Source organism: Rathayibacter sp. VKM Ac-2929 (genome assembly GCF_022815495.1).
Classification (GTDB): domain Bacteria; phylum Actinomycetota; class Actinomycetes; order Actinomycetales; family Microbacteriaceae; genus Rathayibacter; species Rathayibacter festucae.
In genome coordinates, this window is sequence record NZ_JALGRV010000003.1 from 399,109 (window position 1) to 419,361 (window position 20,253).

Sequence of the window (20,253 nt, forward strand, 5' to 3'; positions counted from 1 at the left end):
GGGCGGAGCGGGCCCGCGGGTCGATCCCCGGGGCGAGTGCGGTCGCCACGCAGCGTGCGGGTGGATCTCCTTGGAAGAGACGCCCGCAGACATGCTGGTCGAGTAGCCCCGCAGGGGGATCAGCATGATCCTCCGAGAGGACGCCCGATGGGGCCCGAGTCGGAAGCGGGCCCCCGCCCGCGTCCACTCGCGGGCGCATGACGGGCTCCGGCCCGGCCGAGCCGTCCTGCCCGGGCCGGTGCTCCCGGCCGCAGTCCCCCGATGCGGCCGAGAGCACCTCGGCACCGACGTCCGCGTCGGTCCGCCCGCGGCGTCACCGGAGCCCCCACTCCTCGACCGCACCTCCACAGTAGGTTTCCGGCCCTCTATTCGCCATCTGTCGTTTTGCGTCAGCGGGCCACTACCGCTCCTCCCTTCGTGCGCGCACACTGGGAGGAGGCTCGCGGAGAGCCGGCACGGTGAAGCGGCCTCCGGCGGGGTCGTGCTGCGAAGGAGCGTCCGATGATCGTGCGAGGTCCGCGATGAAGCCCGGTCGTGCGTGCGCTCTCGGCGGGGTGGCCGTCCTCCTCGCCGTCGGGATCGCGGGCTGCACGGCGCCGAGTCCGGACGGCACCGCTGCCGGCGGCACCGCGTCCGCCGGCCCCGTTCCGAGCGGCACCGCGAGCGCGACGACCACGCCCTCGGCGGTCGCCGAGGAGTGCGCGCTCGCCGGCACGTCCACCTTCGAGGTGCAGGACACGGTGACGGTGATCGTGGAGCTGACCGACGCGGGCACCGGCACCTGCGTGCTGCAGGGCACTCCGGAGGTGACCTTCCTCGACGACGCCGGCGCCCCGGTGGACACCGTGGTCCAGGCGAGTTCCGGCGAGCAGTTCTCGGGGGAGCCGGTCACGGTCGAGCCGGGCGGGCACGCCTACCTCACGTTCCTCACCGACACCACCGGCTCGTGCGCGCCGACGGCCGCGACCGTCATGGTGCTCGCGGTCCCCGGCGCTCCGGGCACCACGCAGGTCGATCTCGGCTCGACGTCCTTCTGCCCGACCGCGGTCGACCTCCCGCCGCTGTCCTACCCCGTGACGCCGCAGCCCACGACGCTGGCCTGAGCGCCGCCCGCGGCCGGCGTCAGACCGCGGCGAGGACCGCGCGGGCCGTCACCGCGTCGGTGACCAGCGCGTTGATCAGGGAGCCGCGGACCGCGCCGAGGATGCTCGGGGCCTTGTCGACGCCGACGGCGACGCCGACCGCGTGGGGGAGGGCGGCGAGGTCGGCGCGGGAGACGCGGACCATGCGCTCGCTGCCGGGGAACTCGACGGCCGAGCCGTCGGCGCGGAAGAAGTTGAGGCAGACGTCGCCGGCGGCCTCGTCGAAGAGGTGCCGGTCGCTGGGGAGGCCGGAGGAGAGCTCGTGGCGGGTGGCGGTCGGGGCGCCGATGCCGAGCAGGGCGCCCTTGGCGCTGCTCCAGAGGTCCATCACCTGGAGGAACGCGGGGTCGGCCTCGAGGCCGGAGCGCATCGCCGGGCTGGGCAGGGCCTGCGCGAAGAGGAAGCTGGAGCGGGCGCCGGTCGCGGCGGCGGCCATCCGGGTGATCTCGTTGGTCTGGAACCAGGACTGCGGCTCGGCCTGGCCGCCGACGGCGGGGACGATCGTCACTCCGGGCAGCGGCGGCAGCATCCCCGAGCTGGCCAGGTCGTGCACGGTGCGGCCGAGCGACATCAGCAGCGCGTCGCCGACGCCGAGCTGCATGTCGGCGAGGGCGGCGGCGACCGGGACGGCGAGGTCGCGGCCGAGGGTGGCGGCGTGCGTCACGGGGGCGAGGTGCACGGCGTTCAGGCCGAGCGCCTCGCGGAGGGCGTCGGCGAGGCCGGTGTTCTCGTCGACGAAGGGGTCGATCACGCTGATCCGGACGAGGCCCAGGCGCCGGGCCTCGGCGATGAGGCGGCTGACGGTCGGCCGCGAGACGTCGAGCCGCGCGGCGATCTCGACCTGGGTCGCGTCCTCGAGGTAGTACATCCGCGCCGCCTGATAGACGACGTCGAGGGGGAACCTGACGGTGTCGGAGCGCCGGGGGGCGCTGGGCGGCGGAGTCACGTGCGTCATTGTGCCCTCTTCCTCGGCGTCGTGCAGGTCCCCTCCCCCTCCGCGAGATGCCACTTGTGAGCGCGACACGCCGTGAAAGGCGCTCATACGTGGCATCTCGCGGAGGGAGGAGGGACGGGTGGGTTACTCGGAGAGGGTGAAGGGGGCCGTCATCTTGTCGACGTTCTCCTTCGTGATGAGGATGCAGTCGAACGCCTGCTTCTCCTCCGAGGCGCCGGTCTCGCCGGTGCGGAGGAAGGAGTCGGCCTGCTGGACGGCCTCCTTGGCGAAGGTCGCGACGGGCTGGAGCACGGTGTACTGCAGCTCGCCGGCCTTGATGGCGTCGACCGCGTCGGGCGAGCCGTCGAAGCCGCCGACCTTGACCTGGTCGAGCTTGCCGGCCTCCTTCAGCGCCGCGATCGCGCCGAGCGCCATCTCGTCGTTGCCGGAGATGACGCCGGTGACGTCCGGGTTGGCCTGCAGGATCGACTGCATCTTGTCGTGGCCCTGCGTGCGGTCCCAGTTGCCGACCTGGTTCGCGACCTCGACGAGGCCGGGGTACTGCGAGATCACGGTCGCGTAGCCGTTCGAGCGGGTCTGCGCGTTGTTGTCGGAGGGGGATCCGAACAGCTCCGCGTAGTTCGCGGTGTCGCCGACGTCGGCGACCCACTGCTGCGCGCCGAGGGCCGCGCCCTGGGCGTTGTTGGAGACGAGCTGCGCCTTCGCGAGGCCGGTCTCGTTGATCTCGGCGTTCACCAGGATCACGGGGATGCCCGCCGCGTCGGCCTTCTTCACCGCGCCGACCGAGCCGGAGGCGTTGGCCGGGTCGAGGATGATCGCGACCGACTTGTTGGTGATCGCGGTGTCGATCAGGGTGCTCTCGGTGTTGGTGTCGCCCTTCGAGGCGCCCACGTTGGCGGTGTAGCCGAGCGCCTCGGCCTCGGCCGACGCGACGTCGCCCTCGGTCTGCCAGTAGGGGTTGGCCGGGTCGTTGACGATGATCGAGATGAGGCCGCCCTCGGAGGCGCCGGGGGTGCCGGCGGCCTCTCCCGCGGTCCCCGCGTCGGAGGAGCATCCGGACAGGACGAGGGTGAGCCCCGCGCCCGCGGCGAGCACCGTTGCCAGCTTGCGGTTCATTGGTCTGTTCCTTTCACTGTGGTCCGATCGGCGGTGGCCGACCGAGGTCTTCTCTCGGGAGGCCGGCCTAGGCGGCCGGGGCGCCCGATGTCTGGGGGACGGGCGCCGGAGCGCCCGCGTCGGAGGCGGGCCGCGGGCCGGAGCCGCCGCCCTTGCGCGGCTTCCCGCGGTACTGCACCGCGTTCAGCAGGACCGCGAAGACGATCACCGCGCCGGTGAAGACGGTCTGCCAGTACGACGAGACGCCGATGATGACGAGGCCGTCGGAGAGGAAGCCGATGACGAACGCGCCGAGCAGCGTGCCGCGGACGGTGCCGACTCCGCCGGTGAGGGCCGCGCCGCCGATGACGACGGCGGCGATGGCGGTGAGCTCGTAGGAGCTGCCGGCGGTGGGGCTGGCGCTGGTGAGCTCGGAGGAGAGGATGAGGCCGGCGATCGAGGCGAACAGGCCCGAGAGCACGTAGACGCGGACCTTGACCCGCTTCACCGGCACGCCGGAGAGCTCCGAGGCGCGCTCGTTGCCGCCCGAGGCGTACAGCCAGCGGCCGAAGACCGTGCGGTTGAGCAGGAGGCTGACCACGATCGCGACGACGATCATGATCACGACGCCGATCGGCAGGCCGAGCAGGCGGTTGAACCCGAGCCAGTCGAAGCCGGTGTTGCCGAGCTCGGGCTGCCCCGCGAGGTCGTTGTAGGTGAGGCCGTTCGTCATCAGCAGTCCGACGCCGCGGACGACGTAGAGCATGCCGAGGGTCGCGACGAACGGGGCGACCTTGAACCGCGCGACCAGGATCCCGTTGATCAGGCCGATCAGCGCGCCGGCCGCGCAGGAGAGCACGACCACGACCCAGAGCGCGGGGTAGAGGGTGCTCCCGCCGATCTGCACGCCCTGCATCAGGAAGCCGGCGATCACTCCCGAGAAGCCCAGCGTCGAGCCGACCGAGAGGTCGATGCCGCCGTTGAGGATCACCAGCAGCATGCCGATCGCGAGGATCGCGTAGACCGCCACGTGCGAGGACATCGTGAGGATGTTGCCGACGGTGAAGTAGTTGGGCGAGAGGATCGAGAACACGACGATGATCGCGATCAGCGCGAAGAACGCGCGCCCCTGCAGCAGCAGGCGGCCGAGGTCGAAACCGTCCTTGAAGAGCGCGGGGCGTCGCTGCCCGGTCGCGGTGGAGGTCATTGAGGGCTTCCGTTCCGTAGTGGTCACGAGATCACGGCCTCACCGGAGGCGGCCATGATGTCTTCTTTGGAGACGTCCGAGCCGAACTCGGCCGCGATCCGGCCTCGGCTCAGCACGATGATGCGGTGGGCGATGCTGAGGCACTCGCCGACCTCGGAGGTCGTGTAGACGACGGCCAGGCCGTCGCGGGCGCGCTCGGAGAGCAGCCGGAAGACCTCGGCCTTGGCGCCGATGTCGATGCCGCGGCTCGGCTCGTCGAGCAGGATCACGTCGGGCTGCGTGGCCAGCATCTTGCCGATGACGACCTTCTGCTGGTTGCCGCCGGAGAGCGAGCCGATCATCGCCTCGCCGCCCGCGGTCTTCACGTGCACGGTGCGGATCGAGTCGGTGACGAGGTCGACCTCGCGGCGGGGGGAGAGGAACAGCCCCTTCACGAAGGAGCCGATGCTCGCGAGCGAGAGGTTCCGGCCGACGGTCATGGTCTGCACCAGGCCGTCGCGCTGGCGGTCCTCGGGGACGAGGCCGAGGCCCGCGCCGATCCGCTCGGCGATCGACATCCCGGCCAGGTCGCGGCCGTTCTTCGAGATCGTGCCGGCGGTGACGGCGGTGCGGCCGGCGATCGCCTCGAGCAGCTCGGTGCGGCCGGCGCCCATCAGCCCGTAGAGGCAGACGATCTCGCCCTCGCGGACGTCGAGGTCGATGCGGTCGACCACGTCGCGGCCGGGGATCGACGGGTCCGCGACGCTGACGCCGCGCACCGAGAGGGCGACGTCGCCGAACGGGTAGCCGGTGGGCGGCGAGCCGAGGTCGAAGCCCTCGCCGACCATCGCGCGGACGACCCAGGCGAGGTCGATGTCGGCGGCGACGGCGGTCGCGGTGACCGAGCCGTCGCGGAGGACGACGGCGTGATCGGTGATCTCCAGCGCCTCCTCCAGGTGGTGCGAGATGTAGACGATGGAGACGCCGCGGGCGGTGAGGTCGTGGATGACGGTGAAGAGCACCTCGACCTCGGCGGCGCTGAGCGCGCTGGTCGGCTCGTCCATGATCAGGATCCGCGCGTCGACGGAGAGGGCGCGGGCGATCTCGATCAGCTGCTGCTGGCCGAGCCGCAGGTCGGCGACGAGGGTCAGCGGGTCGATGTCCTCGCCGAGCTCCTCGAGCACCGCGCGGGCCTGGCGCGCCTCCTCGGCGTAGTCGACGCCGGACGGGCCGGTGATCTCGCGGCCGAGGAAGATGTTGTCGCGCACCGAGAGGTTCGGGGCGAGGCTCAGCTCCTGGTGGATGATCGAGACGCCGTGCTCGCGGGCGTCGACGGTGTCCTCGAAGGCGACCGCGGTGCCGTTCAGCACGATCTCGCCCGAGGTGGGCTGCTCGACCCCGGACAGGATCTTCATCAGCGTCGACTTGCCGGCGCCGTTCTCGCCGAAGAGGGTGGTGACCTGGCCGCGGTGCACCGAGAAGCCGACGCCCTTGAGCGCGCGGGTGGCGCCGTAGGTCTTGACCACGTCGACGGCCTCGAGGACGACCTCGCCGATGCCGGCGACCGGGGCCGCGGCGGTGCTCACTGGACCACCAGCTCGGACGGCGTGACGAGCCAGCCGGCCGGGTTGATCAGCTGGAACGCGCCGGTGACCTGGATCGTCTTCCCCTCGAGCGCGGTGGTGTCGACCGCGCCGAGCACGGTGGTCTTCAGCTGCTCGTTGAGGGCGCTCGCCGCGTCCTGGTAGTCGATCTGGTTGGTGAACTGGCCGAACTCGACGGTGCCGGTGGCGTCGCGGAGGTCGGTGCCGTTGATCGCGGGGCCGGTCTGCACGCGGATCAGGACGTCGCCGGGGACGCCCTCGACGGTCACGGGGTAGATGCCGTTCTGGCCGGCGCCGACGGTGCCGGTGAAGGTGGTGGCGAACTCGGGGCCGGTGCCGCCGGCGACGCCGTACTCGGTCGCGGCGGCCGCGCTGTCGGCGGCGATCGCGGTGGCGAGGGTGGCGGCGTCGACCGCGCGGTCGGCGATGCCCTCCTGGATGACGGGGAAGTTCTCGGCGGCCCAGGACTCGGCCGAGAACTCGGCGGGTCCGGCGCCCAGGTCGGAGTCGGCGCCGACGACCTTGGTGCTGAACGCCATCGCGGCGAGGACGACCACGACGACCGCGGCGAGGATCAGGCGCTTCCGGGAGGCGCCGATCGGGGGCCTGCTCGTGGTGGGAGGGAGTGCACGCGTCATCGCGGTGTCCGTTCGCTGGTCGGGAGTGCTGGTCGTGGTGGTGCTCGTGACGGCGTCTCCCTGAGGCGGCTCCGTCGCTGCGGGAGGTGGGCGAACCCGCCTCCGGAGAAGAAATTATGTTCAACACAGAATTTCCGCAAGGGCCGCGACGGAATTGGCGGCAGATCGGCCATGCACCGCGAAGAACAGAAATTCTGTTCTTGACAAGTGTTCTGGACGGGGTAGGTTCGGGAAGGCCGCGACGAAGCGGCCCCGCGAACCCCTCGGAGGCTTCCCATGACCATCACCACTCCTTCCCCGCAGACGGCCCCGCAGACGCGGCACTTCGACGGCTCCGACGTGCCCGAGTCCATGCGCGCCGTCGTCGTGCACGGCCCGGAGGACTACCGCCTCGAGACCGTGCCCGTGCCGGTCCCCGCCGCCGGCGAGCTGCTGCTGCGCGTCGACGCGGTCGGCGTCTGCGCGAGCGACCTGAAGTGCTACCACGGCGCCGCCAAGTTCTGGGGCGACGAGAACCGCCCCGCGTGGGCCGAGCGCGACCGCATCGCGGGCCACGAGTTCGTCGGCACCGTCGTCGCCGGCGACGACGCGGCGCTCGCCAAGCGCGGCGTCGCGCTGGGCGACCGCATCGCCTGCGAGCAGATCGTGCCGTGCTGGGAGTGCCGCTACTGCCTGATGGGCGCCTACTGGATGTGCGGACCGCACGACATGTTCGGCTTCAAGGGCTTCGACGGTGCGATGGCCGAGTACGTGCTGGTCCCGACCCGCGCGCTCACCCACCCGGTCAGCCGCGACCTGGCCCCGCAGGTCGCCGCGTTCAGCGAGCCGCTGTCCTGCGCCATGCACGCGGTCGAGCGCGGCAGCATCCAGTTCGACGACGTCGTCGTCATCGCGGGCGCCGGGCCGATCGGCCTCGGCGCGATCGCGGGCACCCGGCAGAAGAACCCGAAGATGGTCATCGCGCTCGACATGAGCGACGAGAAGCTCGCGCTCGCCACCAAGGCCGGCGCCGACCTCGTCATCAACATCACGAAGCAGGACGCGGTCGCCGTCGTCAAGGAGCTCACCGGCGGCTACGGCGCCGACGTCTACATCGAGGCCACCGGCCACCCGTCCGCGGTCTCGCAGGGCCTCAACATCCTGCGCAAGCTCGGCACCTACGTCGAGTACTCCGTCTTCGGCTCGAACGCCTCGGTCGACTGGTCGATCATCAGCGACGACAAGGAGCTCAACGTCCTCGGCGCCCACCTCGGCCCGAACTGCTGGCCCGCTGCGATCAAGCTGCTCGAGAGCGGCGTGCTGCCGATGGACGAGATCTGCACGCACCAGTTCCCGCTCGAGCAGTTCCAGGAGGCGCTCGACCTCGTCGCCGACAGCCAGGGCGGCTCGGTCAAGGTCTCGATCGTGCCGTCGCTGACCGAGGCGGTCGTCGCGGCCGACGCCCGGAGCTGACCGGCATGACGACGATCTACGACGACCCCGACGAGTTCGCCGAGGACCAGCTCGCCGGCTTCCTGTCCCTCTACGCGGACCGCCTGCGCGGCGTGCCCGGCGGAGTGGTCGCGCACCGCACCGCCGGTGCGTCGCCGCAGGTGGCGGTCGTCATCGGCGGCGGCTCCGGGCACTACCCGGCGTTCAGCGGCACGGTCGGCCCGGGTCTCGCGACCGGAGCGGTGGTGGGCAACATCTTCACCTCGCCCTCCGCGGCGCAGGCCTACTCGGTCGCGAAGGCGGCCGATCAGGGTCGCGGAGTGGTGTTCAGCTTCGGCAACTACGCCGGCGACACGATGAACTTCGGCATCGCGGCCGAGCGGCTGCGCAAGGAGGGGATCGACACCCGGATCGTCGTCGTCACGGACGACATCGCCTCGGCGGAGGAGATCGGGAAGCGCCGCGGGATCGCGGGCGACTTCCCGGTGTTCAAGGCGATGGGAGCGGCTGCCGCCGAGGGGCTGTCCCTCGACGAGGTCGAGCGGATCGGGAACGCGAGCAACGCGGCGACGCGCACGCTCGGCGTCGCGTTCTCGGGCTGCACGATGCCCGGCGCCGCCGAGCCGCTGTTCAGCGTGCCCGAGGGTCACCTGGGTCTCGGGCTCGGGATCCACGGCGAGCCCGGCATCCAGGACATCGAGCTGCTGCGCGCGGCGGAGCTGGCGGATCTGCTCGTCGACCGGCTCCTGGCGGACCTTCCCGAGGGTGCCCGAGCGGAGGGCGGCACGACGCGCGTCGCCCCGATCCTCAACGGGCTCGGCACCACGAAGTACGAGGAGCTCTTCCTGCTCTGGCGCCACATCGCGCGCCGGCTGGAGGAGGCCGGGCTGCAGACCGTCGAGCCGGAGGTCGGCGAGCTGGTCACCAGCCTCGACATGGGCGGCGTCTCGCTGACGCTGCAGTGGCTCGACGACGAGCTCGAGCGCTACTGGTGCGCCGACGCCTACACGCCGGCCTACCGCCGGGTCGCGGCGCCGGTCGCGGCGCTGCTGGCGCCCTCGGGCGAGGACGCCGCGGCGGGTGAGGAGGAGTCCGCTCCTTCCGCCACCGACGCGGCCGTCGCGCTCGGCGAGACCGTGCGCGCCGCTCTCGAGCGGATGCGCGAGCTGCTGCAGCGCGAGGAGGAGACCCTCGGGCGGATCGACGCGCTCGCGGGCGACGGCGACCACGGCCGCGGGATGCTCAAGGGCATCGGCGCGGCGACCCGGCGCCTCGACCGGATCGAGGAGCGCGCGGGCGGCGCCTGGCTGCTGTCCCGCGCGGGGCAGTCCTGGGCGGAGCAGGCCGGCGGCACCTCCGGGGTGCTCTGGGGCGCGGCGCTCGAGGCGCTCGGCGCCTCGCTGACCGACGGGCGCGAGGAGTACTCGGCGGCGGACGTCGTGGCCGGCGTCGACGCCTTCGCGGAGTCGATCGTCGATCTCGGGCGGGCGAGCGAGGGCGACAAGACCATGCTCGACGCGCTGCTGCCGTTCGCCCGCGTGCTGCGCGAGCGGGTGGCGGGCGGCTCGTCGCTGGTCGAGGCGTGGCGGGAGGCGGCGGGCGTCGCCGTCGAGCGCGCCGCGGCGACGGCGGACCTGCGGCCGAAGGTCGGCCGCGCACGACCCCTGGCCGAGAAGAGCCTGGGCACACCGGACGCGGGCGCGACCTCGATGGGGATGATCCTGACCGCGGTCGGCGACGTCCTCGCGGAGCGCGCCGGTGCGGATGCCACCACGCAAGCCACTGCAGAAGGAGGAGCGGAATGACCACCACCTATCGGGTCGTCGTCGGATCGGACGACGCGGGCCACGACTACAAGGAGGCGCTGAAGGCCGATCTGCTGAAGGACGACCGCGTCTCGCTGGTGACCGACGTCGGCGTCGACGCCGACAGCCACACCGACTACCCGGACATCGCGGTCACGGCCGCGCGGATGATCGCCGACGGGTCCGCGGACCGCGCGATCCTGGTCTGCGGCACGGGCCTGGGCGTCGCGATCGCGGCGAACAAGGTGCCGGGGGTGCGCGCGGTGACGGCGCACGACTCCTACTCGGTGGAGCGGTCGGTGCTGTCGAACAACGCGCAGGTGCTCTGCCTGGGCCAGCGCGTGGTCGGGCTGGAGGTGGCGCGGCGGATGGCGCGGGAGTGGCTCGGCTACGAGTTCGACCCGTCGAGCGCGTCGGCGGGCAAGGTCGCGGCGATCTGCGGGTACGACGGGAGCGCGCCGGCGGGCGTGGACGCCTAGAGATCAGCCGCCTGCCCCGAGGTCCCGGCTCCGCTGCGCCAGGCGGTGCACGGTGGCGCGGGTCTCGGGGTAGAGCCGGCGGAAGTCCGCGTACAGCCCGTCGTAGAGCGCGGCGACGGCCTGATCGGGCACGAGGGTCGTCGCCGCGGGGTTCCACTCCTCGATGTCGACCTCGGTGACCAGGCCCGCCGCGAGCACGGCCGAGCCGTAGGCCGCGCCGACCGAGACCGTGGGGATCACCTGCTCCAGGCCGCAGACGTCGCTGACGATCTGCGGCCAGAGCTCGGCGGCGACCCCGCCGCCCGCGCCGACCAGCGCCTCGACGCGCACGCCGTGCTCGCCGAGCACCTCGAGGTGGTGCCGGACGGCGAAGGCCGTCGCCTCGAGGACCGCGCGGTAGAGGTCGCCGCGGGTGGAGCCGACGCCGAGCCCGGCGATCACGCCGCGCGCGTCGGAGTCGGCGAACGGCGAGCGCTCGCCCGCGAAGTAGGGCAGCACGAGCAGCCCGCCGGCGCCCGGTCCGGACCGCGCGGCCTCGTCGAGCAGCTCGGCCCAGGAGGCGCCGGTCAGCCGGCGCAGCCAGTCGGTCACGGCGCCGGAGGTGGCCATGCCGCCGGCCGCGGTCGGCTCGCCGGGAGCGGCGCCGACCGTCGTCCACATCCCGCCGAGCGGGGTCGGGGCGGCCATCGGCGCGACCAGGAACATCGTCGTGCCGTACTGGAGGAACACCCGGCCGGGTCGGCGGCGGCCGGCGCTGAGGCTCTCGGCCCAGGCGTCGATGGTGCCGAAGACCACGGGGACGCCGGCCGGCAGTCCGGTCGCGGCGGCGGCCTCGGGAGTGATGCGGCCGGCGGTCTCGCCGGGCCAGCCGAGGCGGGGGAGCTGCAGGCCGGGGGCGAGCAGGGCGGCCCACTCGTCGATCCACTCCTCGCGGGCGACGTCGTAGAGCGGCGTGCACTGGCTGGCGGAGTGGTGGTCGAGCACGTACTCGCCGGTGAGCAGCTCGACGATCCGCGAGGACGGCATCGTGAAGCGGACGGCGCGGCGCCAGAGCTCCGGCTCGTGCCGGGCGACCCAGGCGAGCTTGACGCCCGCGGCCTGCGCCGAGAGCCCGGAGCCGGTGCGGGCGCGCATCGCCTCCTCGCCGCCGAGCAGCGCGGTGACCTCGTCGAGCATGCCGACGCTGCGGGTGTCGACGCCGTAGAGGATCGCGGGGCGGAGCTCGTCGCCGGCCGCGTCGGTCAGGAGCACGCACGGGCCCATGCCGCTGACGCCGACCGCGACGACGACTCCGTGCGGCGCGGCGGCGGTGAGCTCGGCGACGAGGCTGCGGAACTCGGCCCACCAGACGCCGGAGTCCATCTCGACCCAGCCCTGCCGCGGCCGGTCCACGACGTGCGCCCGGGCCGCCTCGGCGACCACCCGCCCGTCGAGGCCGACGAGGATCGCCTTCGTGCTGGACGTGCCGACGTCGACTCCGAGAACCACGTCCACGACTCGTCCTCCTGCTGGGCTGCACCGACCACCGACGCCCTCGAGCTTAGGGCGGCCGCCTGCGGCCCCCGGCGGGCGGGGCCGCAGGCGGTTCGGCGAGCGGGCCTGGGGCCCCAGCATGGACCTGGAGTGCGCCGCCGAGGCGTCCTCGAACCGTCGAGGCGTCCCGCTGCTCCTGGACGTCTCGACCGTTCGAGGACGCCTCGGCCGGAGGGGGGGTGTCAGCGGGGCCGGCACTCCAGGCTGAGCCAGAGCTCGAAGCAGGCGCTGCGGGAGAGGGCGGTGGCGCCGATGGAGGCGCGGCCCATCCGGCCGGCGTCGGGGCCGAAGACGTCGAGGAGGAGGTCGCTCGCGGCGTTCGAGACCTCGTTGAGGCGCTCGAAGCCGGGCGAGCACAGCACGAAGCAGAGCCCGCGCGAGAGGGCGACGACCTCGTCGAGCGAGCCGAGGGCCGCGCGGATCATGCCGAGCGCGTTGACGGCGGTGTAGCGGGCCGCCTCCCGTGCCTGCTCGAGGGTGATGTCGACGCCGACCGCTCCCGGGTGCAGCAGGGCGCCGTCGCGCGACTCCGGGGTGATGCCGCTGAGCTCGAGCAGGTCGCCGGTGCGGTGGAACGCCCGCAGGGTGCTGCCGCCGTAGCGCCCGCCGTAGGGAGGGTCGAGGTAGTCGGGGATCGCGAGGCCGAGCTCGCGGGCACGCTGCTCGGGAGAGTGCTGCTCGGCGGAGTGCTCAACGGCGGAGTGGCTCATGCCGCAAGCGTATCCGGCGGTAGCCAGAATGGATACAACCTGCGTACGATGGGATCCATTAAGGGGTCGGCGGTACGGCGACCGCGAGAAGGGACCTGCAGATGACGATCGGCCTCACCGGTGGCGCCCCCGCCCGGACGTCCATCGATGTGGCCGCCGAGCGCGCTCGCACCGCCGGCACGGCCGGCCGGCACTACTTCAACGCGGCCGGCGCGGGCCTGATGACCGACTCGGTCCTCGAGACCGTCATCGCGCACCTCCGCCTCGAGCAGCGGATCGGCGGCTACGAGGCCGCGAACCACGTCGCCGACCGGGTCGACGCCGCCTACGCCGCCGCCGCCGCGCTGCTCGGCGCGGACGCCGACGAGATCGCCTTCTTCGACAGCGCGACCAGCGGCCTCCGTGCGATCTTCGACGCCCTCCGCCTCGGCCCCGGCGACACCGTGCTCGCCCCGCGCTCGAGCTACGTCAGCCAGGCGCTGCGGCTGCTCGCGCTCGAGCGCTACGACGGCGTCCGTCTGACGCTCCTCCCCAACGACTCCAGCGGCGGCCTCGACATCGAGGCGCTGGAGAGCGCCCTCGCCACCGCGAGCGGCCGCACCGTGATCAGCGCCGTGCACGTCCCCACCTCCTCCGGACTCGTCGAGCCGGTCGCCGCGATCGGCGCGCTGGCCCGCCGCTACGGCGCGATCACCGTGCTCGACGCGACCCAGTCGGTCGGTCAGCTCGACATCGACGTCCGCGCGATCGACTGCGACGCCCTGGTCACCACCGGACGCAAGTTCCTCCGCGGGCCGCGCGGGACCGGGCTGGTCTTCCTCCGCCGCGGCCTGCTCGAGGGCATCGGGGCCTGGGCGCCCGACGTGCGAGGCTCGCAGTGGACGAGCGAGCAGGAGTGGACGATGGACGGCACGGCGAGAGCCCTCGAGACCTGGGAGTCGTCGGTGGCCCTCCGCCTCGGACTCGGCGAGGCGCTGCGCGAGGCGCACGAGCGCGGCACGGCGGCGACCGAGGCGCACCTGGTGGCCCTCGGCGCCCGGCTGCGCACCGAGCTGTCCGCGATCGGCGGCGTCACCGTGGCGGATCCGCCCGTGTCGCCGTCCGGCATCGTGACCTTCACCGTCGACGGCGTCCCCGGCAAGACCGTCTCGGCGCGGCTGCGCGAGGCGGCCGTCGACTCGCTCGCGGTGCCCGCCTCGCACGCGCAGTGGGACCTCGGCGCGCGCGGCCTCGCGAGCGTCGTCCGGGTGTCGCCGCACGTCTACACCGACGAGTCGGACGTCGAGGCGCTGCTGACGGCGGTCGCGGGGGTGAGCTCATGACGGTCTCCGACGACACCGTCCACGACGCGATCGTCGTCGGCCTCGGGATCCACGGCTCCGCCACCGCCTTCGAGCTCGCCCTGCGCGGGCGCAGCGTGGTGGGGATCGAGCAGTTCGGCCCCGGCCACGTCCGCGGCTCGTCGCACGGCGCGACCCGGATGATCCGTCGCGCCTACCCGAGCCCGGTCTGGAACGACCTGGTCGACCGCGCCTTCCGCGGCTGGGACCGCTGGTCGGCCGCGGCCGGCGCGCCCTTCGTCCACCCGACCGGCGGCCTCTACGCGCACCGCGGCGAGGCGGCGCTGCAGGGCGGGCGCAGCCGGCCGGTCGCCGTGCCCGATACCTCCTTCGCTCCGCCCGCCGACTACGGGGTCGTCCACGATCCCGACGCCGGCGTCGTCGAGGCCGCCCGCGCGCTGGCCTTCGCGCAGTCCGCCGCGACCGCCGCCGGCGCCGAGCTGCGCTTCGACGAGGAGGTGCTCGACTGGAGCGTCGGCACCGGCGACAGCGCGGGCGTCGTCACCGTCCGCACCTCCGCCGGCGAGCTGCGCGCCCGTCGGCTCGTCGTCTCCGGCGGCGCCTGGGTCGAGCGGCTGCTCCCCGAGACCGCCGGCTTCTTCGAGGTGCAGCGGATCCTCACCCTCACCGTCCCGGCCGGCCAGAGCGCCGCGCAGCCGCCGGCGCTCGGCTGCTTCTCCGTCGATCTGCCGGACGGCCTGGTCTTCGGCCTGCCCGAGGCGGCCGGCTCCGGCGCCAAGATCGGCGTCGACGCGGGGCCGGTCTGGGACCCGGCCGTCCCCGTCGCCCCGCCGACCGCGGCGGAGATCGCGCACCTCGAGAGCCTGCTCCGTCGCTTCGTCCCCGGGATCGACACGGCCGGCGGCGAGGCCGTCGCCTGCCTCTACACGATGACCCCCGACAAGCGGTTCGTCGTCGGCGCGCTGCCCGGCCGGCCCGAGGTGCTGGTCGCCGCGGCCTGCTCCGGCCACGGCTTCAAGTTCGGCCCCGCGATCGGCGAGGCGCTGGCCGACCTCGTCGACGGCGTCGACCGCCCCGACCTCGACTTCCTCAGCCCGGACCGGACGGTGACCGCATGACCCTCTCCCCGCCTCCCGCCCGCGTCGCCGTCGCGGCGCCGCACCCCGCCGCACTCGACGCCGCGGCCCGTGCCATCGCCGACGGCGGCGACGCGATCGACGCCGCTCTGGCCGCCGCGACTGCGCTCACCGTCGTCTACCCGCACCAGTGCGGACTCGGCGGCGACCTGATCGCGCTGGTCCGCCGCCCCGGCGAGGACGTCGTCGCGGTGGTCTCGGCCGGAGCGGCGCCCGCGGGCATCGACGTCGCGGCGCTCTCCCGCGAGGAGCGGATGCCGCGGCAGGGCGCGCAGACCGTCACGATCCCCGGCGCGGTGGCCGGCTGGTGCGCGATCGCCGGCCTCGGCGGGCGCCTCGGCCTCGACACTCCGCTCCGCCGGGCCGCGATGCTCGCCGCCGACGGCTTCCCGATCTCCGCGGGGCTCGGGCGCGCGATCGCCCTGCGCCGCGACGAGCTGCTCGCCGACGAGGGCATGCGCGGCGTCTTCGGCGACGGCGACGGCGGGCTCCTCGGCGAGGGCGACCTGCTGGTGCAGCCCGCGCTGGCCGCCTCACTGGTAGAGCTGGTCGACGATCCCGGAGCGTTCTACCGCGGCCGGATCGCCGACTCCCTCGCCGCGCGCCTGGCCGCCCTCGGCGGCGCGCACACCCCCGCCGACTTCGCCGCGCACGAGGCCGAGCTGGTCGAGCCGGCCGCCTCCCGCGAGGGCGGCGTGCGCTGGTGGGTCGCCCCTCCGCCGAGCCAGGGCGTGGTGCTGCTCGGCGTCCTGCCCGAGGCGCTCTCCGGCGACACCGCGCAGCTCGTCGAGGCGGTCCGCGACGCGGCGCTCGTGCGGCAGTCCGCGCTCGGCGACCCGCGCGGCGGAGCGATCGACGTCGCCGCCATGCTCGACCCCCGCTCCCTCTCCCGCGGCTCCCTGCCGCGGGCCGGCCGCGCGCTCGGCGACACGGTCGCGGTCACCGCGGCCGACACCGACGGCACCGTCGTCACTCTGATCCAGAGCGTCTACCAGCTCTTCGGCTCCGGGATCCTCGACCCCGGCACCGGCATCGTCCTGCACAACCGCGGCTCCGCCTTCAGCACCGACCCCGCCCACCCCGGCCGGGTCGGCCCGGGCCTGCGCCCGCCGCACACGCTGCTGCCGGTCATCGCCGAGAGCGGGGACCTGCTGCTCGGCCTCGGCTGCCAGGGCGGCAGCGCCCAGCCGTGGATCCTCGCGCAGCTCGTGCGCGAGCTGCTCGATCCGGCCGCGGATCCGGGAGTAGTGCTCGAGCGGCCGCGGTTCGTCGTCGGGGCGCGGGATCTGGGGCACGAGGAGCTGACGCTCGTGGCGGAGCCGGGGGTTCCCGCTGCGGTCGCTGCGGCGGGAGAGCTCGGGCTTCCGGTCGCTGAATCGTCCGGCCCGATCGACGAGGCCGGGCACGTGCAGCTCGTGCGGCTGCACCGCGACGGGCGGCTCGACGCGGCCAGCGATCCGCGGGCCGACGGCCGCGCGATCGTCGCGGGGGCGGGCTGACCGCTCTCGACCGTCGCGGCCGGGAACCGCGCCCGCCTCGTCGGACCGGCCCCGTCGCTCCGCTCCTCTTATCCCGCTGAACTCCCCTTTTCTTCCGCACGCCTGACGCCCCGAACCGAAGGACCGCCGCCGCCATGAGCTCCACCAGCACCAGCACCCTCACCACTCACTCGCACTCCCTCGACCCCCTCGCCGCCGCCGAGATCGCGTCCTTCGTCGCCGCCGTCCGCGCGAGCGACCGCATCGGCGCCCGCCCGCGCTTCTGGGGCATCAGCCTCGACGAGGAGAAGGCGCGCGGCATCGCGCCCGGCGGCGCCCGCCCCGTCCGCCTGGTCGTGCTCGACCCGGACGCCCGCGCCGCCTGGGAGGTGCGCGGCTGGACCGCCGGCCCCGACAGCCCCGCGATCGTCGAGGTCTGGACCGACGTCGACCACCGCCGCCCCGGCGTCTCCAGCGACGAGGCGCGCCTGATCGCCCAGGCGGCCCGGAACTCGCCGCTGCTCGCGGAGGCGCTCGCCCTCCGCGGCATCACCGACACCTCGCTGGTCTGGGTCGACCCGGAGTCGATCACCGGCTTCGTCCCCGACGACCTCGCCGACCGCCGGCTCAGCTGGGGCACGGTCTGGTACCGCGAGTTCCCCGAGGACAACGGCTACGCCCGCCCGGTCGCCGGCCTCGTGCCGATCCTCGACCTCGACACCCTCGAGGTGATCCGGATCGAGGACCACGGCGTGATCCCGATGGCGAGCGAGACCGGCGTCTACACCGCCGGCACCTGGGGCCCCGACCGCGAGGTGTCGAAGCTCGACATCGTCCAGGCCGACGGCCCGGGCTTCGCGATCGAGGGGCACCGCGTCGAGTGGCAGAACTGGTCGTTCCGGGTCGGCTTCAGCCACCGCGAGGGCCTCGTGCTGCACGAGCTGACTTACCGCGACGGCGACGTCGAGCGTCCGGTGCTGGCGCGCGCCGCCGTCAACGAGATGTACGTGCCGTACCTCGACAGCGACCCGACCGCCTACCGCAAGAACTTCTTCGACTGGGGCGAGTACGGCGCCGGCCCGCTCACCGCGAGCCTCGAGCTCGGCTGCGACTGCCTCGGCGAGATCCGCTACTTCGACGTCGACTACCTCGACGGCCACGGCGAGCCGCAGACCATCGTCAACGGCATCTGCCTGCACGAGGAGGACGACTCGATCCTCTGGAAGCACGTGAACACCCGCACCGGCAGCGCCGAGGTGCGCCGCAGCCGCCGCCTGGTGATCTCCAGCTTCGCGACCGTCGCGAACTACGACTACGGCTTCTACTGGTCGCTGTACCAGGACGGCTCGGTCGAACTCGAGGTGAAGCTGACCGGACTGATGTCGGTCAGCGGCATCGCCGACGGCGAGTCGCCGCGCTCGGGGCGGATGGTCGCGCCGAACGTGCAGGCGCCGATCCACCAGCACTACTTCGCGGTCCGCCTCGACACCGCGATCGACGGCCCGCTCAACCGCCTGGTCGAGGTGCACGCCGAGGCCGACCCCGACGAGACGACCAACCCCTACGGCAACGCCTGCCTCGCCGTCGAGACGCCGCTGGCCTCGGAGTCGGTGGCCGCCCGCCGCGCCGACCCGTCGCGCGCGCTGCACTGGCGGATCGAGAGCGAGTCGGCGCAGAACCGCTACGGCGAGGCGACCGCCTACCGCCTCGCGCTGCAGAACACCGCGCAGCTCTACGCCCGCCCGGGCAGCGTCGTCGAGCGGAAGGCGCCCTTCGTCGGGCAGCACCTCTGGGCGAGCGCCTTCGACCCGGAGCAGCGCTTCATCGCCGGCGAGTACCCCAACCAGGGCGAGCTCGGCGACGACGGCGTGCACGTCTGGCAGCAGGCCGACCGCTCGCTCGAGAACGAGCGCCTCGTGCTCTGGCCGGTCCTCGGCGTGCACCACTTCCCGCGCCCGGAGCAGTGGCCGATCATGCCCGTCGACCGGATCAGCCTGCGGCTGGAGCCGGACGGGTTCTTCGACCGGAACCCGTCGCTCGACGTGCCGGCGTCGGAGTCGGCGCACTGCGCGCCGGGGAGCTCGGGCGACGCGCACGCGTGCCACACCGATGGCGCGTCGGACGCCCACGCCGGGCACGAGCACGCGGAGCAGCAGCACGGGCACGAGGGCGGCCGCTGATGGCGGGCCTGGCTGAGCACCTGGCCGACAGCTCGGCCGTCGAGCTCGCCGCGGCCGTCGCCTCCCGCGAGGTCTCGGTCGTCGAGGTGATGCGCGCGCACCTGGAGCGGATCGAGGAGCGGAACCCCGCGATCCGCGCCGTCGTCTCGCAGCAGCCCGACTCGGTCTCGCTCGCCGCCGCGGAGGCCGCCGACCGCCGCACCGCCGAGGCGCTCGCGGCCGGCGAGGCGCTGCCACCGCTGCACGGCCTGCCGACCGCGGTGAAGGACCTGATGGACGTCGCCGGCTTCCCGACGACGAACGGCTCCGCCGCCTTCGCCGACGCCGCGCCCGCCGCGCACGACAGCGTCCTCGCGGCGCTGCTGCGCGAGTCCGGCGCCCTGATCATCGGCAAGACCAACACCCCCGAGATGGGCCAGGGGGTGCTGACCTTCAACCCGGTCTTCGGCACCACCGTGAACCCGTGGGACGTCTCGCGCCACGCCGGCGGGTCGAGCGGAGGCGCGGCCGCCGCCCTCGCCGCGCGGATGCTGCCGATCGCCGACGGCTCCGACAGCGGCGGCAGCCTGCGCTACCCGGCCGCGTTCTGCAACGTCGTCGGCGTGCGGCCGAGCCCCGGCCGCGTGGCCAGCGGGCGCACCGGCAACGCCTGGACCCCGCACGGCGTGACCGGCCCGATGGCTCGCGACTCCGCCGACGCCGCCCTCTTCCTCGACGCGCTCTCGGTCGAGAAGAGCGTCTGGCCGCTGTCGTCGCTGCCCGTGCACGCCGCGCGCCCGGTCGCGGTCGACGGCCTGCGGATCGCGTGGAGCGACGACGCCGGCGGGCTGCCGATCGACCCCGCCGTGCGCGCCGTGCACGCCGCGTTCGCCGCGCAGCTCTCCGGACTCGGCGCCGTGCTCGACGCGGACGAGCCCGACTTCGCGGGCGCCGACGAGGCCTGGGAGACCATCGAGACCTTCGAGTTCTTCCTCGGCGGCCGGCACGCCGTCGACGCGGGCGCCACCGGCTTCCGCCCCGACTACCTCCGCAACGTCGAGCAGGGCCGAGCGATGTCGGCGACGCAGCTCGCCGACGCCTACGAGCGCCGCACCCGCCTCTTCCGCGACACCGCCCGCGTCCTCGAGACGCACGACGTGCTGATCCTGCCGGCGACCCCCGTCGTCGCGCCACCCGCGGAGCTCGAGTGGGTGCCGTCCGTGGACGGCCACGACTTCGACCGCTACTTCACCTGGCAGATGCTCGCCAACCGCCTGACGCTCACGGCCCACCCGGTCGTCGTCACCTCGGCCGGCTTCACCCCCGACGGCCTCCCCGTCGGCGTCCAGGTCGTCGGCCGCCACGGCCGCGAGGCCCAGCTGCTGGCGGTCACCCGCGCCCTGGAGGAGGCCACCGGCTGGATCGCCCGGGTCCCGTCGTTCTGACGCCGGGCCTGCATCCCTCCTCGACTCTCCAGAAGTTGCGGTAGTCGCGCGCCACTACCGCAGCTTTCGGAGAGTCGCGGGGGCCGGGCGGCGACTCGCCGCGGCCGGCGAGGGGATCGGCGCGCACAACATCAGCCAGAACGGACCGGCCTCCCC

16 protein-coding genes are annotated in these 20,253 nt (G+C 73.8%); 9 read left to right on the plus strand and 7 right to left on the minus strand.

The annotated features are described in order from the left end of the window. Positions 1–521: 521 nt before the first annotated feature. Entirely contained in the window at positions 522–1,103 is a 582-nt protein-coding gene (locus tag MT355_RS10960) for a DUF4232 domain-containing protein (RefSeq protein WP_243599546.1), read from the plus strand. 19 nt (positions 1,104–1,122) lie between these two features. Here MT355_RS10960 and MT355_RS10965 read toward each other — a convergent pair whose 3' ends face one another. The 5 genes from MT355_RS10965 to MT355_RS10985 form a co-directional block, all read right to left on the minus strand. Beyond that, positions 1,123–2,088, minus strand: coding sequence for a sugar-binding transcriptional regulator (locus MT355_RS10965; protein ID WP_243581596.1), 966 nt, complete (start codon positions 2,086–2,088; stop codon positions 1,123–1,125). Positions 2,089–2,220: 132 nt separating this feature from the next. Continuing rightward, a complete protein-coding gene (locus MT355_RS10970) occupies positions 2,221–3,213 on the minus strand; it encodes a D-ribose ABC transporter substrate-binding protein (protein WP_243599547.1) in 993 nt (330 codons plus the stop codon). Positions 3,214–3,280: 67 nt separating this feature from the next. Then, positions 3,281–4,399 (minus strand): ABC transporter permease, encoded by a 1,119-nt coding sequence (locus MT355_RS10975; RefSeq protein ID WP_123447405.1) that lies wholly within the window; start codon positions 4,397–4,399, stop codon positions 3,281–3,283. A gap of 23 nt (positions 4,400–4,422) precedes the next feature. Beyond that, positions 4,423–5,964: a sugar ABC transporter ATP-binding protein gene (locus MT355_RS10980; protein WP_243599548.1), complete on the minus strand. Its 1,542-nt coding sequence runs from the start codon at positions 5,962–5,964 to the stop codon at positions 4,423–4,425. After that, positions 5,961–6,620 carry a DUF2291 family protein gene (locus MT355_RS10985; protein WP_243599549.1) on the minus strand — a complete coding sequence of 220 codons (660 nt, stop codon included), beginning with the start codon at positions 6,618–6,620 and terminating at the stop codon, positions 5,961–5,963. Before MT355_RS10985 ends, MT355_RS10980 begins: the two co-directional genes overlap by 4 nt. A 276-nt stretch (positions 6,621–6,896) precedes the next feature. Here MT355_RS10985 and MT355_RS10990 point away from each other — a divergent pair, with 276 nt between their 5' ends. From MT355_RS10990 to MT355_RS11000, 3 genes are read left to right on the plus strand one after another with little or no spacing between them, the layout of a single operon-like run. Continuing rightward, entirely contained in the window at positions 6,897–8,072 is a 1,176-nt protein-coding gene (locus MT355_RS10990) for a zinc-binding dehydrogenase (RefSeq protein ID WP_243599550.1), read from the plus strand. A 5-nt stretch (positions 8,073–8,077) separates the two neighbouring features. Beyond that, positions 8,078–9,856, plus strand: coding sequence for a dihydroxyacetone kinase family protein (locus MT355_RS10995; RefSeq protein WP_243599551.1), 1,779 nt, complete (start codon positions 8,078–8,080; stop codon positions 9,854–9,856). Then, a complete protein-coding gene (locus MT355_RS11000) occupies positions 9,853–10,335 on the plus strand; it encodes a ribose-5-phosphate isomerase (RefSeq protein ID WP_127888036.1) in 483 nt (160 codons plus the stop codon). Before MT355_RS10995 ends, MT355_RS11000 begins: the two co-directional genes overlap by 4 nt. Positions 10,336–10,338: 3 nt before the next feature. On the opposite strand, the gene MT355_RS11005 is transcribed toward MT355_RS11000, so the two are convergent. Then, on the minus strand, positions 10,339–11,829 hold the full coding sequence (locus tag MT355_RS11005; RefSeq protein ID WP_243599552.1) for an FGGY-family carbohydrate kinase: 1,491 nt from the start codon (positions 11,827–11,829) through the stop codon (positions 10,339–10,341). Between the two features lie 221 nt (positions 11,830–12,050). After that, a complete protein-coding gene (locus MT355_RS11010) occupies positions 12,051–12,578 on the minus strand; it encodes a RidA family protein (protein ID WP_279392298.1) in 528 nt (175 codons plus the stop codon). A 101-nt stretch (positions 12,579–12,679) separates the two neighbouring features. Between MT355_RS11010 and MT355_RS11015 the strand changes: the two genes are divergently transcribed. From MT355_RS11015 to MT355_RS11035, 5 genes are all read left to right on the plus strand, one after another. Next, on the plus strand, positions 12,680–13,900 hold the full coding sequence (locus MT355_RS11015; protein WP_243599553.1) for an aminotransferase class V-fold PLP-dependent enzyme: 1,221 nt from the start codon (positions 12,680–12,682) through the stop codon (positions 13,898–13,900). Further along, positions 13,897–14,997, plus strand: a complete 1,101-nt coding sequence (locus tag MT355_RS11020) for an FAD-dependent oxidoreductase (protein ID WP_243599554.1) — start codon at positions 13,897–13,899, stop codon at positions 14,995–14,997. The genes MT355_RS11015 and MT355_RS11020 overlap by 4 nt, the downstream gene beginning before the upstream one ends. Next, on the plus strand, positions 14,994–16,514 hold the full coding sequence (locus MT355_RS11025; RefSeq protein WP_243599555.1) for a gamma-glutamyltransferase: 1,521 nt from the start codon (positions 14,994–14,996) through the stop codon (positions 16,512–16,514). The genes MT355_RS11020 and MT355_RS11025 overlap by 4 nt, the downstream gene beginning before the upstream one ends. A 134-nt stretch (positions 16,515–16,648) precedes the next feature. Continuing rightward, positions 16,649–18,673, plus strand: coding sequence for a primary-amine oxidase (locus MT355_RS11030; RefSeq protein WP_243599556.1), 2,025 nt, complete (start codon positions 16,649–16,651; stop codon positions 18,671–18,673). Further along, positions 18,673–20,097, plus strand: a complete 1,425-nt coding sequence (locus tag MT355_RS11035; RefSeq protein WP_243599557.1) for an amidase — start codon at positions 18,673–18,675, stop codon at positions 20,095–20,097. The genes MT355_RS11030 and MT355_RS11035 overlap by 1 nt, the downstream gene beginning before the upstream one ends. The last annotated feature ends 156 nt before the right edge of the window (positions 20,098–20,253 follow it).

Excerpts from the sequence above, each read along its gene's own strand:
- MT355_RS10960 (WP_243599546.1), top strand. The coding sequence starts at position 522 with ATGAAGCCCGGTCGTGCGTGCGCTCTCGGCGGGGTGGCCGTCCTCCTC.
- MT355_RS10970 (WP_243599547.1), bottom strand. The coding sequence starts at position 3,213 with ATGAACCGCAAGCTGGCAACGGTGCTCGCCGCGGGCGCGGGGCTCACC.
- MT355_RS10975 (WP_123447405.1), bottom strand. The coding sequence starts at position 4,399 with ATGACCTCCACCGCGACCGGGCAGCGACGCCCCGCGCTCTTCAAGGAC.
- MT355_RS10985 (WP_243599549.1), bottom strand. The coding sequence starts at position 6,620 with ATGACGCGTGCACTCCCTCCCACCACGAGCAGGCCCCCGATCGGCGCC.
- MT355_RS10990 (WP_243599550.1), top strand. The coding sequence starts at position 6,897 with ATGACCATCACCACTCCTTCCCCGCAGACGGCCCCGCAGACGCGGCAC.
- MT355_RS10995 (WP_243599551.1), top strand. The coding sequence starts at position 8,078 with ATGACGACGATCTACGACGACCCCGACGAGTTCGCCGAGGACCAGCTC.
- MT355_RS11000 (WP_127888036.1), top strand. The coding sequence starts at position 9,853 with ATGACCACCACCTATCGGGTCGTCGTCGGATCGGACGACGCGGGCCAC.
- MT355_RS11010 (WP_279392298.1), bottom strand. The coding sequence starts at position 12,578 with ATGAGCCACTCCGCCGTTGAGCACTCCGCCGAGCAGCACTCTCCCGAG.
- MT355_RS11015 (WP_243599553.1), top strand. The coding sequence starts at position 12,680 with ATGACGATCGGCCTCACCGGTGGCGCCCCCGCCCGGACGTCCATCGAT.
- MT355_RS11020 (WP_243599554.1), top strand. The coding sequence starts at position 13,897 with ATGACGGTCTCCGACGACACCGTCCACGACGCGATCGTCGTCGGCCTC.
- MT355_RS11025 (WP_243599555.1), top strand. The coding sequence starts at position 14,994 with ATGACCCTCTCCCCGCCTCCCGCCCGCGTCGCCGTCGCGGCGCCGCAC.
- MT355_RS11030 (WP_243599556.1), top strand. The coding sequence starts at position 16,649 with ATGAGCTCCACCAGCACCAGCACCCTCACCACTCACTCGCACTCCCTC.
- MT355_RS11035 (WP_243599557.1), top strand. The coding sequence starts at position 18,673 with ATGGCGGGCCTGGCTGAGCACCTGGCCGACAGCTCGGCCGTCGAGCTC.